Source organism: Bdellovibrio sp. HCB-110 (assembly GCF_047323225.1).
Lineage (GTDB): Bacteria > Bdellovibrionota > Bdellovibrionia > Bdellovibrionales > Bdellovibrionaceae > Bdellovibrio.
The window spans coordinates 1,179,510-1,195,637 of record NZ_CP178750.1 but is presented as its reverse complement, the minus strand read 5'-3'; the positions used below and the strand labels follow the sequence as shown (position 1 = coordinate 1,195,637).

Sequence of the window (16,128 nt, the reverse complement as noted above, 5' to 3'; positions counted from 1 at the left end):
CTTAAAGAGATTTTAAAAACTCTATTAAATCCGTTTTTTCATCTTCAGCCAATTCTAAAGCCAAGTGATTGTTGTAGTGCTCAACCACGGCCTTAAGATCAGCAAAACGTCCATCGTGATAGAATCCTCCCTCGCTATGGGCCCACAACCCTTTTAAAGGTGTTGTGCGATAGCCTTCATCAGGTGAACGGAGAGCTTGAAATTCATCAATGCCGACATCTGCACCCTTGTGTAAATTCCATCCCGGCTCCGTATAAAGCGGTGGGACGTGGCAAGTTGCACATTTCGCTTTCTCATTAAATAGTTTCTGTCCCCGACCTGCGGCAATTTCATCGTAAGACTCCGTCGGTGCCGTGGGTGCTGGAAGAGACAATTGATAGTAATGCAACGCTGGTAATTTTGACGTAATCAAATCATTCGCGGATGTGGTGTGCCCCATACGCGCTCGTGCTGCCACCGGAAATTTCGTTGCGTTATCCAAGCGAGTGTCAAAGAAATTTCCTTGTCCATGCATTTCCAAATTGGCGACAAAAGCATTCCAGTAACTCACCGAGCCCCACCCCGTGTATGTGTGAAGATTCACTCCCGCTAAACCATAGGCCGCAGGAATTAATGTCGCTGATGTTTTTCCATCGGGACGGAAACCTTTGCCATCCAAAAATAAAACCGCATCGAACTTTCCCGGCCCCCAAGCAAGAACCACTTTTCTGGTTGTCGCATCATCCACCCCCAAAAGAGTATTTACGACACTAAGATCTGGTGACAGATTGATGATCGCTCCCACATTCAAAGTGCGATTCGCCCAACCATCCAAGCGGCGGCCGATACCTGGAGCCAAAGAGTTATCCACCGTCGAGTGACAAAGAGCACAGCGAATACCAATCGATGTCATATGTCCTGCATCGTTGAAGATCCCTTTCACACCAACCACAGCATCTTCTTTTAAAAGAGCCAACGTCGTATTGGGGTCATCCAAATCCACTTTTCCATTTTTTATATCCTCCACCAACTGAGGCGGAAGCATTTCGACATCGACTTTCAGTCCTACACCCAAAGCCGCCTTCGGGCTCACACCGGGACCGACGCCCCCATTTTTCTCTCCCATGATTGCTTCATGCAAGCGCAGCTTATCTCCCCAAAAGGTTTCACTGCCAAAAGTATCAAAGCGAAAGATCTCCCGGCCCTCCGTAACCATGTCGGCAGATTTTTTTTGGATGATTTTGAAAGCTGTACCAAAGACGACCAGCAGAGATAGACTCACAAAAATCAAAATAATTTTCTTGGGGGACATAAAGAGACTCCTTTGGGAAAAATTGTGATGGAGCCTCTATCCTAGGAGCGGTTCTCACGCATCAACAACCGAGTTGAAATCCAACTGAGGAAATGCATGAGGTCTTATGTGAAATTGACAATTAATTTATGACAGGGTGTTTTCTAAAGCCTTGAAAGCTTCAAACAAGTAATAATCCATCCAACGATTAGAGCCTAAAATTGTCGGTTTACGACTGAGATATCCCAAGTGACCACCGCGCGGCTCCAGATGAACTTGCGTCGTTTTTGAAAACGGTGCGCGCATATAATCGTGAACTGAAACAAATGGATCGTCATGGGCTGACAAAACATAGGTTGGCACGTCAATCTTTGGAAGATAGTGAATGGACGAACAGTTGTTATAATAATCTTCGCGATCTTTGAATCCTGAAGCCGGTGCCGTATAGATCTGGTCCATATCCCACACTGTGGCCCAACGTGGAATTTCATACTTTTCATTGATCAGACCCTGACGATATTTATCTTCGACAGTTTTACGAATTCTTAGAACAAAGCGCATGTCATAGACACGGTTAAAGCCTGTTTTTAAAAGCTTAGAACCTTGCAAAAGATTGATAGGAGCATTGATCGTCACCGCACCGTCGGGTTTCACCCGACCGCGGAAACCTCCCAACAAACACAACACAATATTGCCACTCATCGAATAGCCGACACTGATTTGTTTTTTACCTGGGAACATTTCTTTGAGCTTCTCTAAAACTTTCGAGACATCCTCAGCGCGACCTGAGTGATAGGGATGCTTGGCAAACGGAGCCCCTTGCCCTGCTCCGCGATGATTGACGAGCACAACGGTGTGTCCCATCTTCTGACAAAGTAGAGCCGTCCTTTGCATATAATCGGCATGAACATCGCCAGAGAGTCCGTGATAAAGACTGATCACAAAATTTGATGAGCCCGGAAGATAAAAACAAGAAAGTCGATCCCCATCCGGAAGATCGACTTCAAAATTATTTCCTAAATGTGTGAGCTCGGGAGATTTTAAGAAGTGCGCCCATAAAGTCTGACCGTGACCGCTGTCGGCCCAGAAAGGTGCTTCACATGGGGTTAATTCTAGTCTTTGCAATAGTACTTCCCGTTAACAAAAACATATCCATCAGGACGATTCCCACGAGGATCATGGTGCAACCAGTGCAAAAGAGCTCCGGTGTTTGTCCAAAGGAACATTCCACCCATCGCTATAACATCGCCAACCTTAACTGGAACGCGTGGGCACATGTCTGAATTATACACAGCTTGCATGGTCTTTCCATTAGAAAGGCGCACCACCCATTTTTGATGCTTCAAACCATTGTTGTCGTCAGGCAAAACTTTCGTGACAACCATGCCACCGCCTTCAACGAAGTTCACGCGACGTTGATCGTTAACAGCCCGAACAATGTCTGAATCGTTCGCCGAGTTGTCGACAGCTTGAGAAGCTCCTGAATTTGAATTTTGGTCGCGATTTTCGATTTGCTCTTGGCGATGGCGGCGCTTGGCCTCGGCTGTGTCAAATGATGAAAAAACAAGTGTGAAAGCTAGTAAAACAAATGCTGATTTCGCTGCAAAATTCATCGATCCCCCCAATATGCAGGAGTCTCCTCAATCTTGCGGACAAAGACAAACACTAATATAAAAATACACTACGAATTTTTGAAAATATGGGAACAGGAACACAAATCTAACATAATCTGAAAAATTTACTTAAATTCGACACTCTCGATCGTGACAAATTCTTCTCCCGCAGGTTTCACAATACGAACTTCATCGCCTTGCTTTTTACCGAGAAGAGCTTTGGCCACCGGAGACTTCCAAGAAATTTTGCCTAATTTTGGATCAAATTCGTCTTCACCAACGATCTGATAAACCACTTCATCACCGTCTTCATTAGACAACGTCACCGTCGCGCTAAAAAGAACAGTGCTCCCTTTCATCTGTTTTGGGTCCACAATTTCAGCGTCTTCGATTCTTTTAGTGAGAAAATGCACACGACGATCAATTTCACGCAAACGGCGCTTGCCGTATTGATAATCCGCGTTTTCAGAACGATCCCCGTTGCTCGCGGCCCACGCCACCACTTCGACCAGTTTAGGACGCTCGACATGCATCAGTTCGTGGTACTCGGCCTTCAACTTAGCTAGACCTTCGGGGGTGATATAGTTCTTATTATTATCCATAGGCAAGACTCTAGACCATCTAACTGAAAGGTTCTAGTCCGTTTTACCGAGGACCTAGACTTAAGCGCTATTAAATATCCCGACATTTTCTCCGAAAAACAATAGAGGAGGATCTTGATGAAAAAACAGTGGAAACGGCTGCTTATCGCTGCACTTAGTTCGTCATCTGTTTTTGCTGTGACTTGGTATTGGTATCAATCCACAGATCATCGTATTTCTTCTCACGGTAATGAAAAGCCGTTGGCCTATGTAGGTAAAGTTGTTGAGGATATTCAACGCCGTCCTGCTTCACGTTTGTTGTGGCAGCTCGTCAATACGGGTGAACCTTTGTACAACGGTGAAGCTATTCGTACGAGCGAGCGCGGTGAAGTGCGTATTCAGTTCGTCGACTCTGATCGTTACTTAGATTTAGAACCGGAATCTCTGATCGTTATCAAAAAATCGGAAGGCGAAATCGCCTTGGATTTGATGGAAGGTAGTTTGTTCGTCAATGCCAAAGCTGGCGGAGGTGATACAAATGCTCCGGGCCTTGTCTTGAATTCCGCCAACGGAAAAGTCGATCTCTCGCAAGCGTCGGCGTCTCTTTCAAAAGGTCGTGGTAATTCGGTTGATGTCCAAGTCTTGGAAGGTAAGGCTTCAATCAAGGGAAGCGATGGTCAAAGTAAAGATCTGACTTCAGGATCAGAAATTCGTATCATCACTCCACTTCCTGCAAAACCTATCGCAATGGATGCAGAGTCCTTGCAACCGATTCCGTTTCAATGGCAAGGTTTTCCCGCAAACACGCAAGTGTCTTTGTGGGTGGGTGCCAGTCGTAAACAACTTAAAGAACTTGTGAAAGTTCCTTTGAATCAATCTCAAACAATGGCTTCACTTCCCTTCGGTCGTCACTACTGGAAACTTGTTGCGACATCTACTGAAGGGAAAGTGGTCGCAGAAAGTCCGATTTATAAAACGGAAGTTCTGGCTCGCTACGCTCCAACAGTGGTCTTCCCGACGGCCGATGCAGAGATTCCTGCAACGACCACACCTTTTGATATGACGTTTAAATGGCAAAAGGGCGAAGACACTCGTCAAACGACTCTTGAAGTGTGGAGTGACGCCAACTTAAAACAAAAAGTAACGTCGAAGTCCTTCACGAAAGAAGAAAGTTTTGTCGTCCCCGCTTTGAAACCAGGCACTTATTACTGGCGCATGGCTTCTTATTATTTAGATTCTGATAAACCTGTTTTAGGTAAAGTTCAAAAGTTTGCAGTGAAACCAGCGGACGAAGTGAAACTGGAACCGCCTCCTTTGGTCCCGGTGCAAGTCAACTTCACAATTCCTGAAACACAGTTCACTCAGTATTATGTCGAGACTCCGCGTGTTGGATTGAGTTGGAAAGTCGACAAGGCGGAGCAAGTATCCACTTGGCGCGTAAAGCTTCTTGAAGAAAACGCGGACCCAGCTTCCGCGGCAAGTCTGGAAGTCAAAGATACGAAGCTGACAACACCTGTAACAAAACCAGGTCGTTATATCGCTTCTATTGAAGCTCTCAATAAAGACGGTCAAGTTCTTGGCACCACAACATCGCAAACTTTGACGGTGGCACCACTTCCACTATTGCAAGCTCCTCTTTTCGTTCCGGCCGAAGGACCTCTGCAAGCTGCTATGGATGGAAGAACCCAGTTAGAGTGGATGAAAGTGGAAGGAGCAAAAGAATATTGGCTCACCATTCGTAAAGATGGAAAGCAATTAAAACGCACTAAATACACTGTCAACTCAACGGCATTGAAAAATCTTTTGCCGGGTGAATATGAAGTCGAAATTTCTGCGACGGATAATTATGGCCGTGCAAGCGAGCAAGGCCCTGTGCGCAAGTTGCTTGTGCCGGATAAGTCGAACGTTAAGGCTCCGACCTTAAAGAAAATCAAGGTGAATTGATGCGATTGAGCGCTTCACTTTTCATTCTTATTTTCACATTCTGGACCGCAGTGGTCTGGGCGGCGCCGTATCGCCGTTTGGTGAATTTCGAATGGGAAGCTATTGAAGGCGCAAAGAGCTACGAAATCGAGCTTACGCAAAGTAAGGAAGACGACAAAGAAGACGGCAAAGGAAAAACCTTTACGTTTAAAGTCAAAGAAGCGGCTTGGAATGGTCGCCTGACTCCGGGCAAATACATGATGAAACTTCGTTCACGCGATTATCGTGGCGTTCCGGGAGACTGGAGCCCTGCGAGTGAATTTAACGTCGGCCTTGAAGCGGCGGCTTTGAAGTCTCCGCCATCACGTTCAAAAATTGCCTCGAAAGAAACTGAAAAAGTAAAAATGGATTTCCAATGGGCTCCGGTCGGTGGAGCTGATCAGTATCAATTCGTGTTAACTTCCGAAGACGGAAAAACACAGGTTTCAGAAGCTTTGACGGATACGAAAATCAAAGTCGAAATCCCTGTGGCTATGAACTACACATGGAAAGTTTCTGCAACCAACAAAGACGGCATTCAAAGCGATGCCACGTCTGTTGGACAATTCTCTGTCTTGGGTAAACCTATTGAAAATCCGAAGATTGAAAAACCAGAAAGTGATTTCGTTCGTGAAGTGAAGTGGACTCGTCCCGACTATGCTTCTCGCTATGATGTTTTCGTTCTCAAGTTCAATGCAAAAGATAAAAAATGGGAAAAGTTCAAAGTTATTGAAAATACCCAAGAGGATTCTTTGGCATTTGATGAAACATGGCCTGGTGGTAAATATCAAATCGCCGTTCGTGCGAAAGCAGATATGCGCCCAAGCTCTCCTTTAGCGAAACAAAGTTTTTCAGTTCGTCATGGTGACCGCTCCCCGGCTGCTGAATATACGGCCCTTGTCAGAAAATCCATTGACCGTGTCACGGGTTGGTACGCCATCGCAAGTTACCTTGTCACAGAAATGCAATTTAGGGGAATTAATCCAGAGAAAAACTCTTCCGTGGCTTATAGCGCGATGGGAGGAACCGGCCGCATAGGATTGGGCTGGTTTAATCCCAACACCCCATGGGGTTTCTTAAGTATCATAGATTTAAGTGGCTTCACATTTAATGGAAAAACTCAGACCTTTGCTTCGGCAGAGATCAACGCCGTTTATAGGAAGAACGTGGGTGATCGCGGTGAACTGCGTTTCCAAATGGGGCCTTATTACAAAGAACTTCCGGAAACGGTGGGCGATCCATTCTCGGGTCAATCGGAAGATTTGAAAATCACATCGGCGGGTCCTCACTTCGGTGCGGAATACTGGTTCTCTCTCACTCCGAAATTAGGAGTGCAACTCAATGCTCACGTTTACATGTCGTTGATGAAAATCAGCACGCCGAACGGAGAGGCTCTGCGCCCGTCTCTTTCAACACAATTTGGATTCTTAGGAAGTTATCGCTTCACTCCAACATTCACGGGTCTAGTGGGTTACGCTCGTCGCGAAGACAAAATGTCTTACGACGCCGTTCCTAGTTCAGACAACTTTGCCGTGGCTGGAGATGTGAACGAGTCCACTGTCGTAGGGAACTATTTAAACATTTTCGCGGAGTGGGCTTTCTAGCCTGGAGATTGTTATGAGAATACCTATTTCAACAAAACTCATTACCGTAACGATCCTGATCCTGGTTGCCGCGACCGGCACAATCACTTGGATCTCTTCAGACTTCTTTGAAAAAAAATCTTCAGAGCAAGTGGATATTGCGAACTTGGAGTCAGCGGCAGCTAAAGCCAAAGAGGTTGAAAACATCATCGGTTCCCTAGTGGAAAAAACTCGCGTCAGTGCGTCGCTCTTGCTAAAAGGGACGACGGCAGAAACCGCGACGGGCGATGACTTTGACTTTAGCTTTACCAAAGATAAGAACTTTATTGCCCTTGAAGTTTTAAAAATGGACGGAAGCTCCGTAGAAACGGTCGCTCGCAAGGTGAAAGAAGATGTTCTTCGTCCTTACAGCTTAAATGGCACTTACATCATTCACGTGCGTTCTTGGCAAAAGTTTCCTTTGCGTTCTGTGGCGCAAGGAAGTGTCGAACTTAAAAATGCTTCTTATCCAAAAGCTCCTGCGATGATCACAATCGGTATTCCATTGATCCGCGATGCTCAAGGCAAGATCACACATATTGCTTTGGCGGACATTGCTCTGGCTCCATTGGAAAAGCCTTTCACTGATCCATCGGAGAGAACTCAGTATCTTGTCGACCGCAATGGTGAATTATTGGCCCATAAAGACGAGCAAAAAGCCATGGCTCGTTTGAATTTGGCTAAAAATCCTTTCGTACAAAAAGCTTTGACGCAAAAATCACCACAGTTCCAAACGAAGTTTATCGATCCTGATTTTGACAAAAACTATTTCGGAGCGTCGGTAAAAACATCTTTTGGTGCGACTTTAATTTCGCAAACTTCTGAAGAAACGATCTTAGAAGTTTCTCATGAAGTTAAACGTCGAGCGATCTTCGTTGCGGGGTCTGCGATCTCCATGGCGATTTTCTTTATCTTCCTTTTCTCTATGACGCTGACCTCCCCGATTGAAAAATTGGCAGAGATGATCAACTTGGTTTCTAAAGGAAACTTTGATGTGAAAGCCCGGGCGCAAGTAAAATCCCATGATGAAGTGGGCGACTTGGCAGAAGCTTTCGATCACATGACGGAAGGTTTAAAAGAGCGCGACAAAGTGAAAAGTCTTTTCTCGAAGTTCCACGGCTCTTCTGTTGCCGAGGACTTGATCAGCAAAGATATCGGGGTCGGTGGACAATCGAAAGACGTTGTCGTCTTTTTCTCGGACATCCGTGGTTTTACGGCGTTCTCTGAAAAGCGTTCTCCGGAAGAAGTCGTTGAAATGCTCAATGAATATTTCGGGGTGATGGTAAAAATCATCAATTCTCATGGCGGGGTCGTGGATAAATTTATCGGGGATGCGATCATGGCCGTTTGGGGTGCGCCGAAGGGTTCAGATCGTGATGCTCACAAAGCCGTGCGTGCTTGCCTTGAAATGCGTCGTGCACTAGAGGGCTTGAATGAACTTCGCATCTCTCGCGGACAACCTGCGATCAATATCGGTATGGGTTTGCATGCGGGTGCTGCAATTTCAGGAACAATCGGATCTGACGAGCGTATGGAGTACACAGTCATCGGTAATACGGTGAATACGGCTTCTCGTATTGAGGCCTCGACAAAAGCTTTCGGTGCGGATCTTTTGGTCTCTGACACAGTTATCGAAAAGATCGGTGAAGATTTTAAAATTGAGCTTGCCGGAGCTGCCGAAGTAAAAGGCCGCTCTGAGGCTTTAAAGATGTTCAAGGTTCGTGGCTATCGCGCTGAAGACGGAAGCATGGTGGAAGTCAGAACTCCGTATTCAGATTATGAAGCAGAAGCCGCTGACAAAGTGAAAGTCAAAGCGGCTTAAGCCCAACAGATTTCTCAACTATAATTTGTTACTACATTCCTAAGTGCGGTATCAGAAGCTTCTTAAGAGGACCCATGTCAATTCTTGAAAAGCTTCTTACACCGTTGTCATTCTCTGATTTTTCAAATCAGTTTCTTCACCTCGAAGAGCCCTATGCGGCTCCGGACAAAGCCTTCTTTATGAAAAATCTTATCTCTTGGCCTTTTCTCCAAGAGGTTCTCGCTTCTCAACACAAGGATTGTTGGCTGCCCCTCGAAGGAAAACTGCCAGAAGAACAGAATCTGAATACGGGAATCTTGAATATTCAGCAAGTTCTCACGGGATTTCAAAACAGGCGCACTCTTCTGATTCGTCGGGCGGAAACGGCTCATCCCGTGATGTCGTTTATTGCCCAAGATTTTCAAAGTCTGTTTCACTGCCCCATTGATATCCAGATTTACTGCACACCCGCACAGCAAGAAGGCTTTGATTGGCACTATGATTTAGACGATGTTTTTGTTGTCCAAACTTGTGGCGACAAAGAGTTTCGCCTTCGCAAAAATACGACCACCCCTCGTCCCCTAGATCCCCTGCAGGCGCAAAGGGAATATTTTATAAAAGAGCCTCCCGCTCCGGAAATCCGCTGCTGGCTGAAGGCCGGGGACTGGCTTTATATTCCTGCTGGGTACTGGCATAAAGCCAGAGCGCTCACAGATTCCTTTCATCTCTCCATAGGCGTTCACCGCCGAGAATCCCCTTTACAACACCCCTGAAAGATGGGATGACAGCGCCATGTCTGAACAGCGCTTTATTGATATTGAAACCAAAATCGCCCACCAAGAATTCCAAATCGAGGAACTAAACCAAGTTCTTTATCAACAACAAAAGACCATTGATAAACTTGAAGGCATGATCGTCGCCTTGACGAAAAGATTCCAGCATTTAGGTGATGGTGAAGACGTGCGTGGACCTGACGAAAAGCCGCCTCACTACTAGCCTTCTCGCTATGAGAGGGATTACATCTTCTTTAAAATTTTCCCTCTAGACTCTCATTTCCCCGCTTCTTAGGTAATATCTCATTTCGAAACACTCGATATGAGTCTCTATCACCTAAAAGTGTTCAAATATCTGTGATCCTAAGCCGATAAGTAAAGATATGATCAAGAACCTTATCGGAACGTCTCTGGGTTTAGTTCTATTTGGCCTTGCCATGTCGGCAACGGCGGCCCCTAATTCTTTAACTTATCAAGGGCGTATTCTTAAGACCGACGGTTCTCCTCTTGAATACAGCAACGTCAGTTTTAGTTTTGAAGTGACTAGCCCCGATGGGCTTTGCGTGCTTTATCGTGAGCAGGTCAACGGCATCAACATGACAAACTCTGGTGGTGTTTTTGATGTGGCGATTGGAAAAGGAACTAAAATATTTCCAACGGCCGCTTCATTCAAACTTTTAGACGCCTTTGTAAATGCCGGATCTTTGGACTGCGATGGGGGTTCTACTTTTTCTCCAAGCTTCAATGACATTCGAAAACTGCGCGTGCAATTCCATGACGGCACGGGTTGGAAGATTATTTCTCCTGACTCCGAAGTCCGCTCTGTGCCCTATGCGGGTTACGCTTATTCCGCGACCAAGCTTGGCAATAACGCCCCTTCTGATTTCGTTCTAAAAACGGGAATTCCGACATGTGCTGCCGGAACTTTCCTATCTTGGAATGGTTCTGCACTTAGTTGTGAAGCTGTCAGTGGTGCCAGTGGTGGAACCGTCACAAATGTGACATCGACGAATGCTTATTTGACGGTGGCAAATAATACTTCAACCCCCGCTTTGACATTAAATGTTGGAAGCGCAGCAAATACTGTTGCCGCTGGTGATGACCCTCGCCTTTCTGATTCTCGTGCGCCGAATGGAAGTGCTGGGGGAGATCTGAGTAACACTTATCCAAATCCGAAGGTTGTAAAAATCCAAGGAGTTGCTGTATCTACAACCGCTCCGGCAAGTGGTGAATTCTTTAAATACAATGGATCACAGTGGTTGCCTGCGGTGATCACAACCTCGGATGTTTCGGGATTAGCTACCGCCTTAAGTGGTTATGTCACACAATCTTATTTCAGTAACGCAGTTGCGAGTGCCAACTGCGCCCAACATCAAACGATGTATTGGGAAGCTGCCGCGAATAGTTTCAAATGTATGTCCATCAATGTAAGCCTTGCTGGAGATGCCAGCGGAACTATTGGCGCTGTGAGTGTTGATAAAATCAAAGGCACGGCCATTGATTTTTCAGTAGCACCAACAAATGGACAGATTCTAAAATTCAATGGCACAAGTTGGGTTCCTTCTGCTGATAATAATGCGGGCGGAACGATTACGGCTTTAACGGGTGATGTTTCTGCCAGTGGCTCCGGTTCTGTGGCTTCGGCGGTCAATTCTGTCGGAGGCTCAACGGCTGCGAATATTCACACTGCAGAACTCGCTGCCAATGCGGCAACAGATGCCAACACCGCATCAACGATCGTTAAAAGAGATGCCTCTGGAAACTTTATTGCAAGTAATGCCACTTTGAATAAAGTCATTCTAAACGATTCAGGTTCCAATACGGCGACTCTGCAAGCTCCGACGACGATTTCAACTAGCTATGTTCTTAAATTGCCGACGGTTCAAGGTGCTGCGAACCAACTTCTTAGCAATGATGGTTCCGGAAATTTATCTTGGACAAGTCTCTCCTCTGTCGGCGTTACAAGTGTGGCCGTGACTTCACCTATCACAAATTCAGGAACGGCTTCAGCTCCGAATATTGGAATTCAACAAGCCAATGGTTCTCAAGCCGGATATCTTTCAAGCGCTGATTGGACTTCGTTCAATAATAAATTAGGAACGGGATTAAACTCGGGACAGATTTGGGTCGGAAACGGATCAAATGCCGCTGCCGCGGTAACACCTACTGGTGATGTGACGATTTCAAATGCAGGTGCCACACTTGTTGGAAAAATCCAAGGAACAGGAGTTGCCAGCACGACTCCGACAGCCACAAATAATTTCTTTAAATACAATGGAACAAATTGGGCACCGGGATATATCGGTGTTGCTGATATTCGTTCAACAGCCGCAGGTAACGCGCAGTTCTTCCCAACAACTTGTGTCGCCAGCCAAACTTTGAATTGGGAATCTACGACAGATACATATATTTGCACGAACATTGCCATTGGCGACTCACAAATCACTTATGCCAGCAAAGCGGCAAAAACATTCTTAGCTGCACCCACTGCCGGTGGCGTTCCCACATTTAGAACGATTGCTTCTTCAGATCTACCGACGACAGGCGCTGATGGTGCTTATATCAACGGTGGAAATAGTTTTGGTGCTAATGCCTCTATCGGGCTTAATGATTCCTACAGATTGGATTTTAAAACGACTGGGTTGCCTCGAATCTCTATAAACAACTCAGGTCAAGTCGGAGTTGGCACTATCAATCCACAACGTTCTCTGCATGTGGCCCAAGCCAATGCCGCAGGTGGAAATATCGCTCCCATCATGGTTGAAAGAGTGAACTCCAGCGGTACGCCATCAGCAAATGAACTAACCATGGTGCAGTTTAAACTTCCGAACTCCGCAGGGACTGGAGTTGTGGGTGCGGACTTCGGCTCAACACTGACGGATGTCACTCCGGGTTCTGAAAAGGGGGCCCTCTTATTCCGTACATCCGCCAATGGTGGAAGCACAATTCCGGAGCGCATGAGAATTGATTCAAATGGATATGTCGGAATTGGTACTTCAACTCCAGAAGCAAAATTGCATATTGCCGGAACGGATTGGGCAAGCAGTTCTATCTATGCCACTCGATTTGAAAATGCGGGCACAGGCGCGGGGCACTGGTCACTTAAAAGCCGTGGGACGACGATAGGTTCTTACTCTCCTGTTTTAGCAAATGATACACTGGCCTCCTTCGGAGGAAGTGGATACTTTGGAACAACTTCAGCAGACTATGCAACAGCAGGCTATTTTGCGATTGGAGCTGAAAGCAACTGGAGTGCTGGCAATACCCCCGGATACGCTCGACTTGTTTTAGGTAAAGGAGATGGCACCTTTTTCACCCCACTGTGGGTGGCCAGCACAGGTAACGTCGGAATTGGCACAACTGCCCCTGCTGGAAAACTTGCGAATACAGATATCAACTTGGGAGACACGGGAACGATCGCTGCTATTAGCGGAAATGGTGTTGGCGTTGGTGGAATCAACTGGCAAGCCACAAGTAATGGCTACGTCGCCAACCTTTTTAACTCTAGCACGGCTGGCGCTTCCAATGGACTTCAGGTTTATACCGCTGCGACAGATACGGCGAGCTACGTTCTGAATGCCCGCTCGAATGGAACCAGTCGTTTTGTGGTTCGTGCTGATGGTAATGTGGGAGTGGGAACCGTCGCCCCTGCTGCGAAACTTGACGTGAATGGAACTCTTAAGTCCAGCAACTCTTGGTCGAAAAACACTCCTGCAAATACGACTTTCACAACTTCAGGTACTATCTCTTCTTTTACAATGACCTGTAATGGCGGCCCTGTTCTGATTTTTGCAAATTTTAGCGCCTCGAATTTAACCAGTGCTGCTTGGAATGGAACAAGTTTCTATATTCGCGTGGGCTCAGCCACAGGGACCGTGATACGAGGAGTTTCAAATACAACCCATGACGGAGGACAAGTCGGACAACATATGTCCACTGTTCAAACACTCTATGACTGCCCTGCGGGCTCAACGACTTTCTATCTTACAGGCACAACCAATGCGGGAGTCACGGTTGGGGTTTATGGTATCGAGTTTAGCGCAGCCGAACTAGGCCTGCGCTAAGAAAAGTTTAAAGCTTCACACTCAAACCATCCTTAAGAGCCAAGTTCTGCGCCCTGAGAGCCGGAATCAAGCCGATCAAAGTTCCACCCGCCAAAGTCACAGCTATGTATAGCAGTTCACGCGACGTCAACCACGGGCCGACAAGGTAAAGACCGAACTCTGTTTCAATCCAAGGTTTTAAAATCGCCACAAGGCCTACGGATAAAACCACTCCAAGAACAACTCCTAGAGATGTTAAAAGAGCGGACTCAAAAACCAGAAGGCCCACGATTTGTGAAGATTGCGCTCCAACGGCACGAAGAATTGCCATCTCACGACGACGTTCATTCAACGTTGTTGTTAAAGCAATAAGCATGGCCATCAACCCCACAACCACAACCATCCATGAAATCATTCTTAAAACGCCTTCGATGTAAGAAAGACCATTCCAAAGCTCACTCAAAGTCACACCTGGAATGATTGCCAGCAAAGGCTCCTCTTTGTAGGTGTTGATTTCCCGTTGCAGTTTAAGAGTTTCAATACGTGACTTCGCGCCAACAAAAAACGCTGTAATGGTATGAACCTTTAATTTCTCTTTGCTCAATTGTTCGCGAGGAATGATCTTTTCCGCCGTAGGAGCCGCTCCCTCTTGCCAGTCCACGTGCAAAGCTTCCATGCCTTCCAAAGACATGTAAACCGCACGATCTAGTGGCGTGCCCGTGGGCTGCATAATTCCAGAGACGACAAAAGGTTTATCATCATGATTCTGAATGCCCTCACCCTTAGTCACTCCGTGAGAAACGACGATACGATCACCTAATTTGTAATTGAGTTTACGAGCAACATCAGCGCCAATCACCACGTCCCACAAATCATGGAACACAATCCCTTGCGCCAACTCAATTTTGCGGTCGCCGCGGTAATGATAGTGTTTGAAGAAGTCTTCGTTGGTGCCGACCACACGGAATCCACGATGACCATCGCCTAAAGAATAGGGAATCGTCCAATCAATGGCTTCGTGCTTTTTTACAGACTGATAAGTTTCATAGGAAATATTGTGAGTCGCATTTCCCATATTAAAAACCGTGTAAAGAATCAACTGCAGCGGACCACTGCGCGCTCCCACGATCAGATCTGTTTTACTGATCGTCTGCGTGAATCCTTCTTCCGCGGCTCTTTTCGCGCGCTCAACGGTAAGCAACAAAGCCACGCTGAGTGCGATAGAGATCACAGTCAAAGTGGTAGCAAACGCGCGATTCTTCAATGACTTGATAGCTAATTTCAAGAAGACCATCACACAACCTTGTTAATGGAGTCCAACGAGATGGAACGAGTAAAAAGTTTTTCAATGCTGCGGTCATGGGACACGAACACCACGGTCGTGCCATAAAGTTCAGAAAGCTCAAACATCAATTTCAAAAATTTTTCGCGATGATCGACATCCAATGCCGAAGTCGGTTCATCCGCTAAAAGAAGATCCGGTTTACCCAATAAGGCGCGGGCCACCGCCACACGCTGCTGCTGCCCCACACTGAGCTCGCCGACTTTTTTTCCCAACAAGTCGCCAATACCTAAATTTCCGCACAGCGCGCGGATCACCATCTCCGTGTCAACACTGCCCAAGCGAGCGCGACGAGCGGCACTTAAATGCAAAGGCAATTCGATATTTTCTTGGACTGTCAAATATTGAATCAAATTAAAGTTCTGGAAAACGTAACCCATGTGTTCGGCGCGGAAAGCATCTCTTTCTGCCGCACTCATCTGAGCGAAATCGCAACCGAGAATTTTCAAACTTCCTTGGCTGGGTTTTAAAACACCCGAAAACATTTCCAACAAAGTTGTTTTACCTGTGCCACTAGGGCCATAAAGGAACAACTCCTCTCCACGAATCACGGAAAATTCCGGGATGCGCAAAGTAGGAGTCGTTTGGCCTTCATAGGTATATTGAAGGTCGCGAATCTCAATCAGAATGTTACTTGAGGTCAAGACTGTCTCCATTCTTCAGTACTTGTGCTGACTTTTGCACTCCATCAGCAATCACGTCTACTTGAACTTTCTTTAAACGGGAAAAAACTTTCTGAAAATGGAAGGACACAGAGCTTCCAGCAACTGGCGCCTGACAAGTGACAGAAAACTCAGCGTCTACGTCCGCATGATTCTTCTCTTGATTGACCTCAAAAATATCCTGTTTGATTTCACAGCCGAGTGCAGGATCAAACACGATCATCTCTGAAATTTTCTCTTCCAGCTTTTTGAGAGCTTCTTCTTTTTTCTGTTTGTCTTTTTTAGATTTGGCCTCGTGCTCAAAACCGAAAAGAGAATCCGCAGGGATCTCCATTTCAATTTTTCCTTTTTTGCCATCGAATCCAATACTGACGTGGCCAGCACCGTGAACGTGGGCGCCGTGCTCGCGAGCTGCAAATACCATCGCTGAGAACATAAGAACTTTTAACATAGGACCTC

The 16,128-nt window shown here is 46.3% G+C and carries 13 protein-coding genes; 6 read left to right on the top strand and 7 right to left on the bottom strand.

The genetic code is table 11. From position 1 onward, the window contains the following. Position 1: 1 nt before the first annotated feature. The 4 genes from ACL934_RS05720 to greB form a co-directional block, all read right to left on the bottom strand. A complete protein-coding gene (locus ACL934_RS05720; RefSeq protein WP_374078678.1) occupies positions 2–1,291 on the bottom strand; it encodes a hypothetical protein in 1,290 nt (429 codons plus the stop codon). A gap of 126 nt (positions 1,292–1,417) precedes the next feature. Then, positions 1,418–2,395 carry a YheT family hydrolase gene (locus ACL934_RS05715; RefSeq protein WP_374078676.1) on the bottom strand — a complete coding sequence of 326 codons (978 nt, stop codon included), beginning with the start codon at positions 2,393–2,395 and terminating at the stop codon, positions 1,418–1,420. Next, positions 2,383–2,883: a DUF3465 domain-containing protein gene (locus tag ACL934_RS05710; RefSeq protein WP_374078674.1), complete on the bottom strand. Its 501-nt coding sequence runs from the start codon at positions 2,881–2,883 to the stop codon at positions 2,383–2,385. The genes ACL934_RS05715 and ACL934_RS05710 overlap by 13 nt, the downstream gene beginning before the upstream one ends. A gap of 125 nt (positions 2,884–3,008) precedes the next feature. Beyond that, the gene (gene greB, locus ACL934_RS05705; RefSeq protein WP_374078671.1) at positions 3,009–3,485 is read right to left on the bottom strand and encodes a transcription elongation factor GreB; all 477 of its coding nucleotides are present in this window, start codon (positions 3,483–3,485) and stop codon (positions 3,009–3,011) included. Positions 3,486–3,602: 117 nt separating this feature from the next. Here greB and ACL934_RS05700 point away from each other — a divergent pair, with 117 nt between their 5' ends. From ACL934_RS05700 to ACL934_RS05675, 6 genes are all read left to right on the top strand, one after another. Continuing rightward, positions 3,603–5,408, top strand: coding sequence for a hypothetical protein (locus tag ACL934_RS05700; protein ID WP_374078669.1), 1,806 nt, complete (start codon positions 3,603–3,605; stop codon positions 5,406–5,408). Beyond that, entirely contained in the window at positions 5,408–7,030 is a 1,623-nt protein-coding gene (locus ACL934_RS05695) for a hypothetical protein (protein WP_374078667.1), read from the top strand. The genes ACL934_RS05700 and ACL934_RS05695 overlap by 1 nt, the downstream gene beginning before the upstream one ends. A gap of 13 nt (positions 7,031–7,043) precedes the next feature. After that, a complete protein-coding gene (locus ACL934_RS05690) occupies positions 7,044–8,870 on the top strand; it encodes an adenylate/guanylate cyclase domain-containing protein (protein WP_374078664.1) in 1,827 nt (608 codons plus the stop codon). A gap of 74 nt (positions 8,871–8,944) precedes the next feature. Beyond that, positions 8,945–9,622 (top strand): JmjC domain-containing protein, encoded by a 678-nt coding sequence (locus ACL934_RS05685; protein ID WP_374078662.1) that lies wholly within the window; start codon positions 8,945–8,947, stop codon positions 9,620–9,622. A 19-nt stretch (positions 9,623–9,641) separates the two neighbouring features. Then, positions 9,642–9,845, top strand: a complete 204-nt coding sequence (locus ACL934_RS05680; protein WP_374078660.1) for a SlyX family protein — start codon at positions 9,642–9,644, stop codon at positions 9,843–9,845. Between the two features lie 160 nt (positions 9,846–10,005). After that, positions 10,006–13,686, top strand: coding sequence for a beta strand repeat-containing protein (locus tag ACL934_RS05675; RefSeq protein ID WP_413613202.1), 3,681 nt, complete (start codon positions 10,006–10,008; stop codon positions 13,684–13,686). Between the two features lie 7 nt (positions 13,687–13,693). On the opposite strand, the gene ACL934_RS05670 is transcribed toward ACL934_RS05675, so the two are convergent. The 3 genes from ACL934_RS05670 to ACL934_RS05660 are packed head-to-tail and all read right to left on the bottom strand — an operon-like array spanning position 13,694 to position 16,120. Continuing rightward, positions 13,694–14,959 (bottom strand): ABC transporter permease, encoded by a 1,266-nt coding sequence (locus tag ACL934_RS05670; RefSeq protein WP_374080437.1) that lies wholly within the window; start codon positions 14,957–14,959, stop codon positions 13,694–13,696. Next, positions 14,959–15,663, bottom strand: coding sequence for an ABC transporter ATP-binding protein (locus tag ACL934_RS05665; protein WP_374078656.1), 705 nt, complete (start codon positions 15,661–15,663; stop codon positions 14,959–14,961). The genes ACL934_RS05670 and ACL934_RS05665 overlap by 1 nt, the downstream gene beginning before the upstream one ends. Next, complete coding sequence (locus tag ACL934_RS05660; protein ID WP_374078654.1) at positions 15,638–16,120, bottom strand: ZrgA family zinc uptake protein; 483 nt, start codon at positions 16,118–16,120, stop codon at positions 15,638–15,640. Before ACL934_RS05660 ends, ACL934_RS05665 begins: the two co-directional genes overlap by 26 nt. Positions 16,121–16,128 lie beyond the last annotated feature (8 nt).

What these genes read in the sequence shown, in the direction of transcription:
- ACL934_RS05710 (WP_374078674.1), bottom strand. Translation starts at nt 2,883, where the DNA reads ATGAATTTTGCAGCGAAATCAGCATTTGTTTTACTAGCTTTCACACTT.
- ACL934_RS05675 (WP_413613202.1), top strand. Translation starts at nt 10,006, where the DNA reads ATGATCAAGAACCTTATCGGAACGTCTCTGGGTTTAGTTCTATTTGGC.
- ACL934_RS05660 (WP_374078654.1), bottom strand. Translation starts at nt 16,120, where the DNA reads ATGTTAAAAGTTCTTATGTTCTCAGCGATGGTATTTGCAGCTCGCGAG.
- ACL934_RS05695 (WP_374078667.1), top strand. Translation starts at nt 5,408, where the DNA reads ATGCGATTGAGCGCTTCACTTTTCATTCTTATTTTCACATTCTGGACC.
- ACL934_RS05665 (WP_374078656.1), bottom strand. Translation starts at nt 15,663, where the DNA reads ATGGAGACAGTCTTGACCTCAAGTAACATTCTGATTGAGATTCGCGAC.
- ACL934_RS05700 (WP_374078669.1), top strand. Translation starts at nt 3,603, where the DNA reads ATGAAAAAACAGTGGAAACGGCTGCTTATCGCTGCACTTAGTTCGTCA.
- ACL934_RS05685 (WP_374078662.1), top strand. Translation starts at nt 8,945, where the DNA reads ATGTCAATTCTTGAAAAGCTTCTTACACCGTTGTCATTCTCTGATTTT.
- ACL934_RS05690 (WP_374078664.1), top strand. Translation starts at nt 7,044, where the DNA reads ATGAGAATACCTATTTCAACAAAACTCATTACCGTAACGATCCTGATC.
- greB (WP_374078671.1), bottom strand. Translation starts at nt 3,485, where the DNA reads ATGGATAATAATAAGAACTATATCACCCCCGAAGGTCTAGCTAAGTTG.
- ACL934_RS05670 (WP_374080437.1), bottom strand. Translation starts at nt 14,959, where the DNA reads ATGGTCTTCTTGAAATTAGCTATCAAGTCATTGAAGAATCGCGCGTTT.
- ACL934_RS05680 (WP_374078660.1), top strand. Translation starts at nt 9,642, where the DNA reads ATGTCTGAACAGCGCTTTATTGATATTGAAACCAAAATCGCCCACCAA.
- ACL934_RS05720 (WP_374078678.1), bottom strand. Translation starts at nt 1,291, where the DNA reads ATGTCCCCCAAGAAAATTATTTTGATTTTTGTGAGTCTATCTCTGCTG.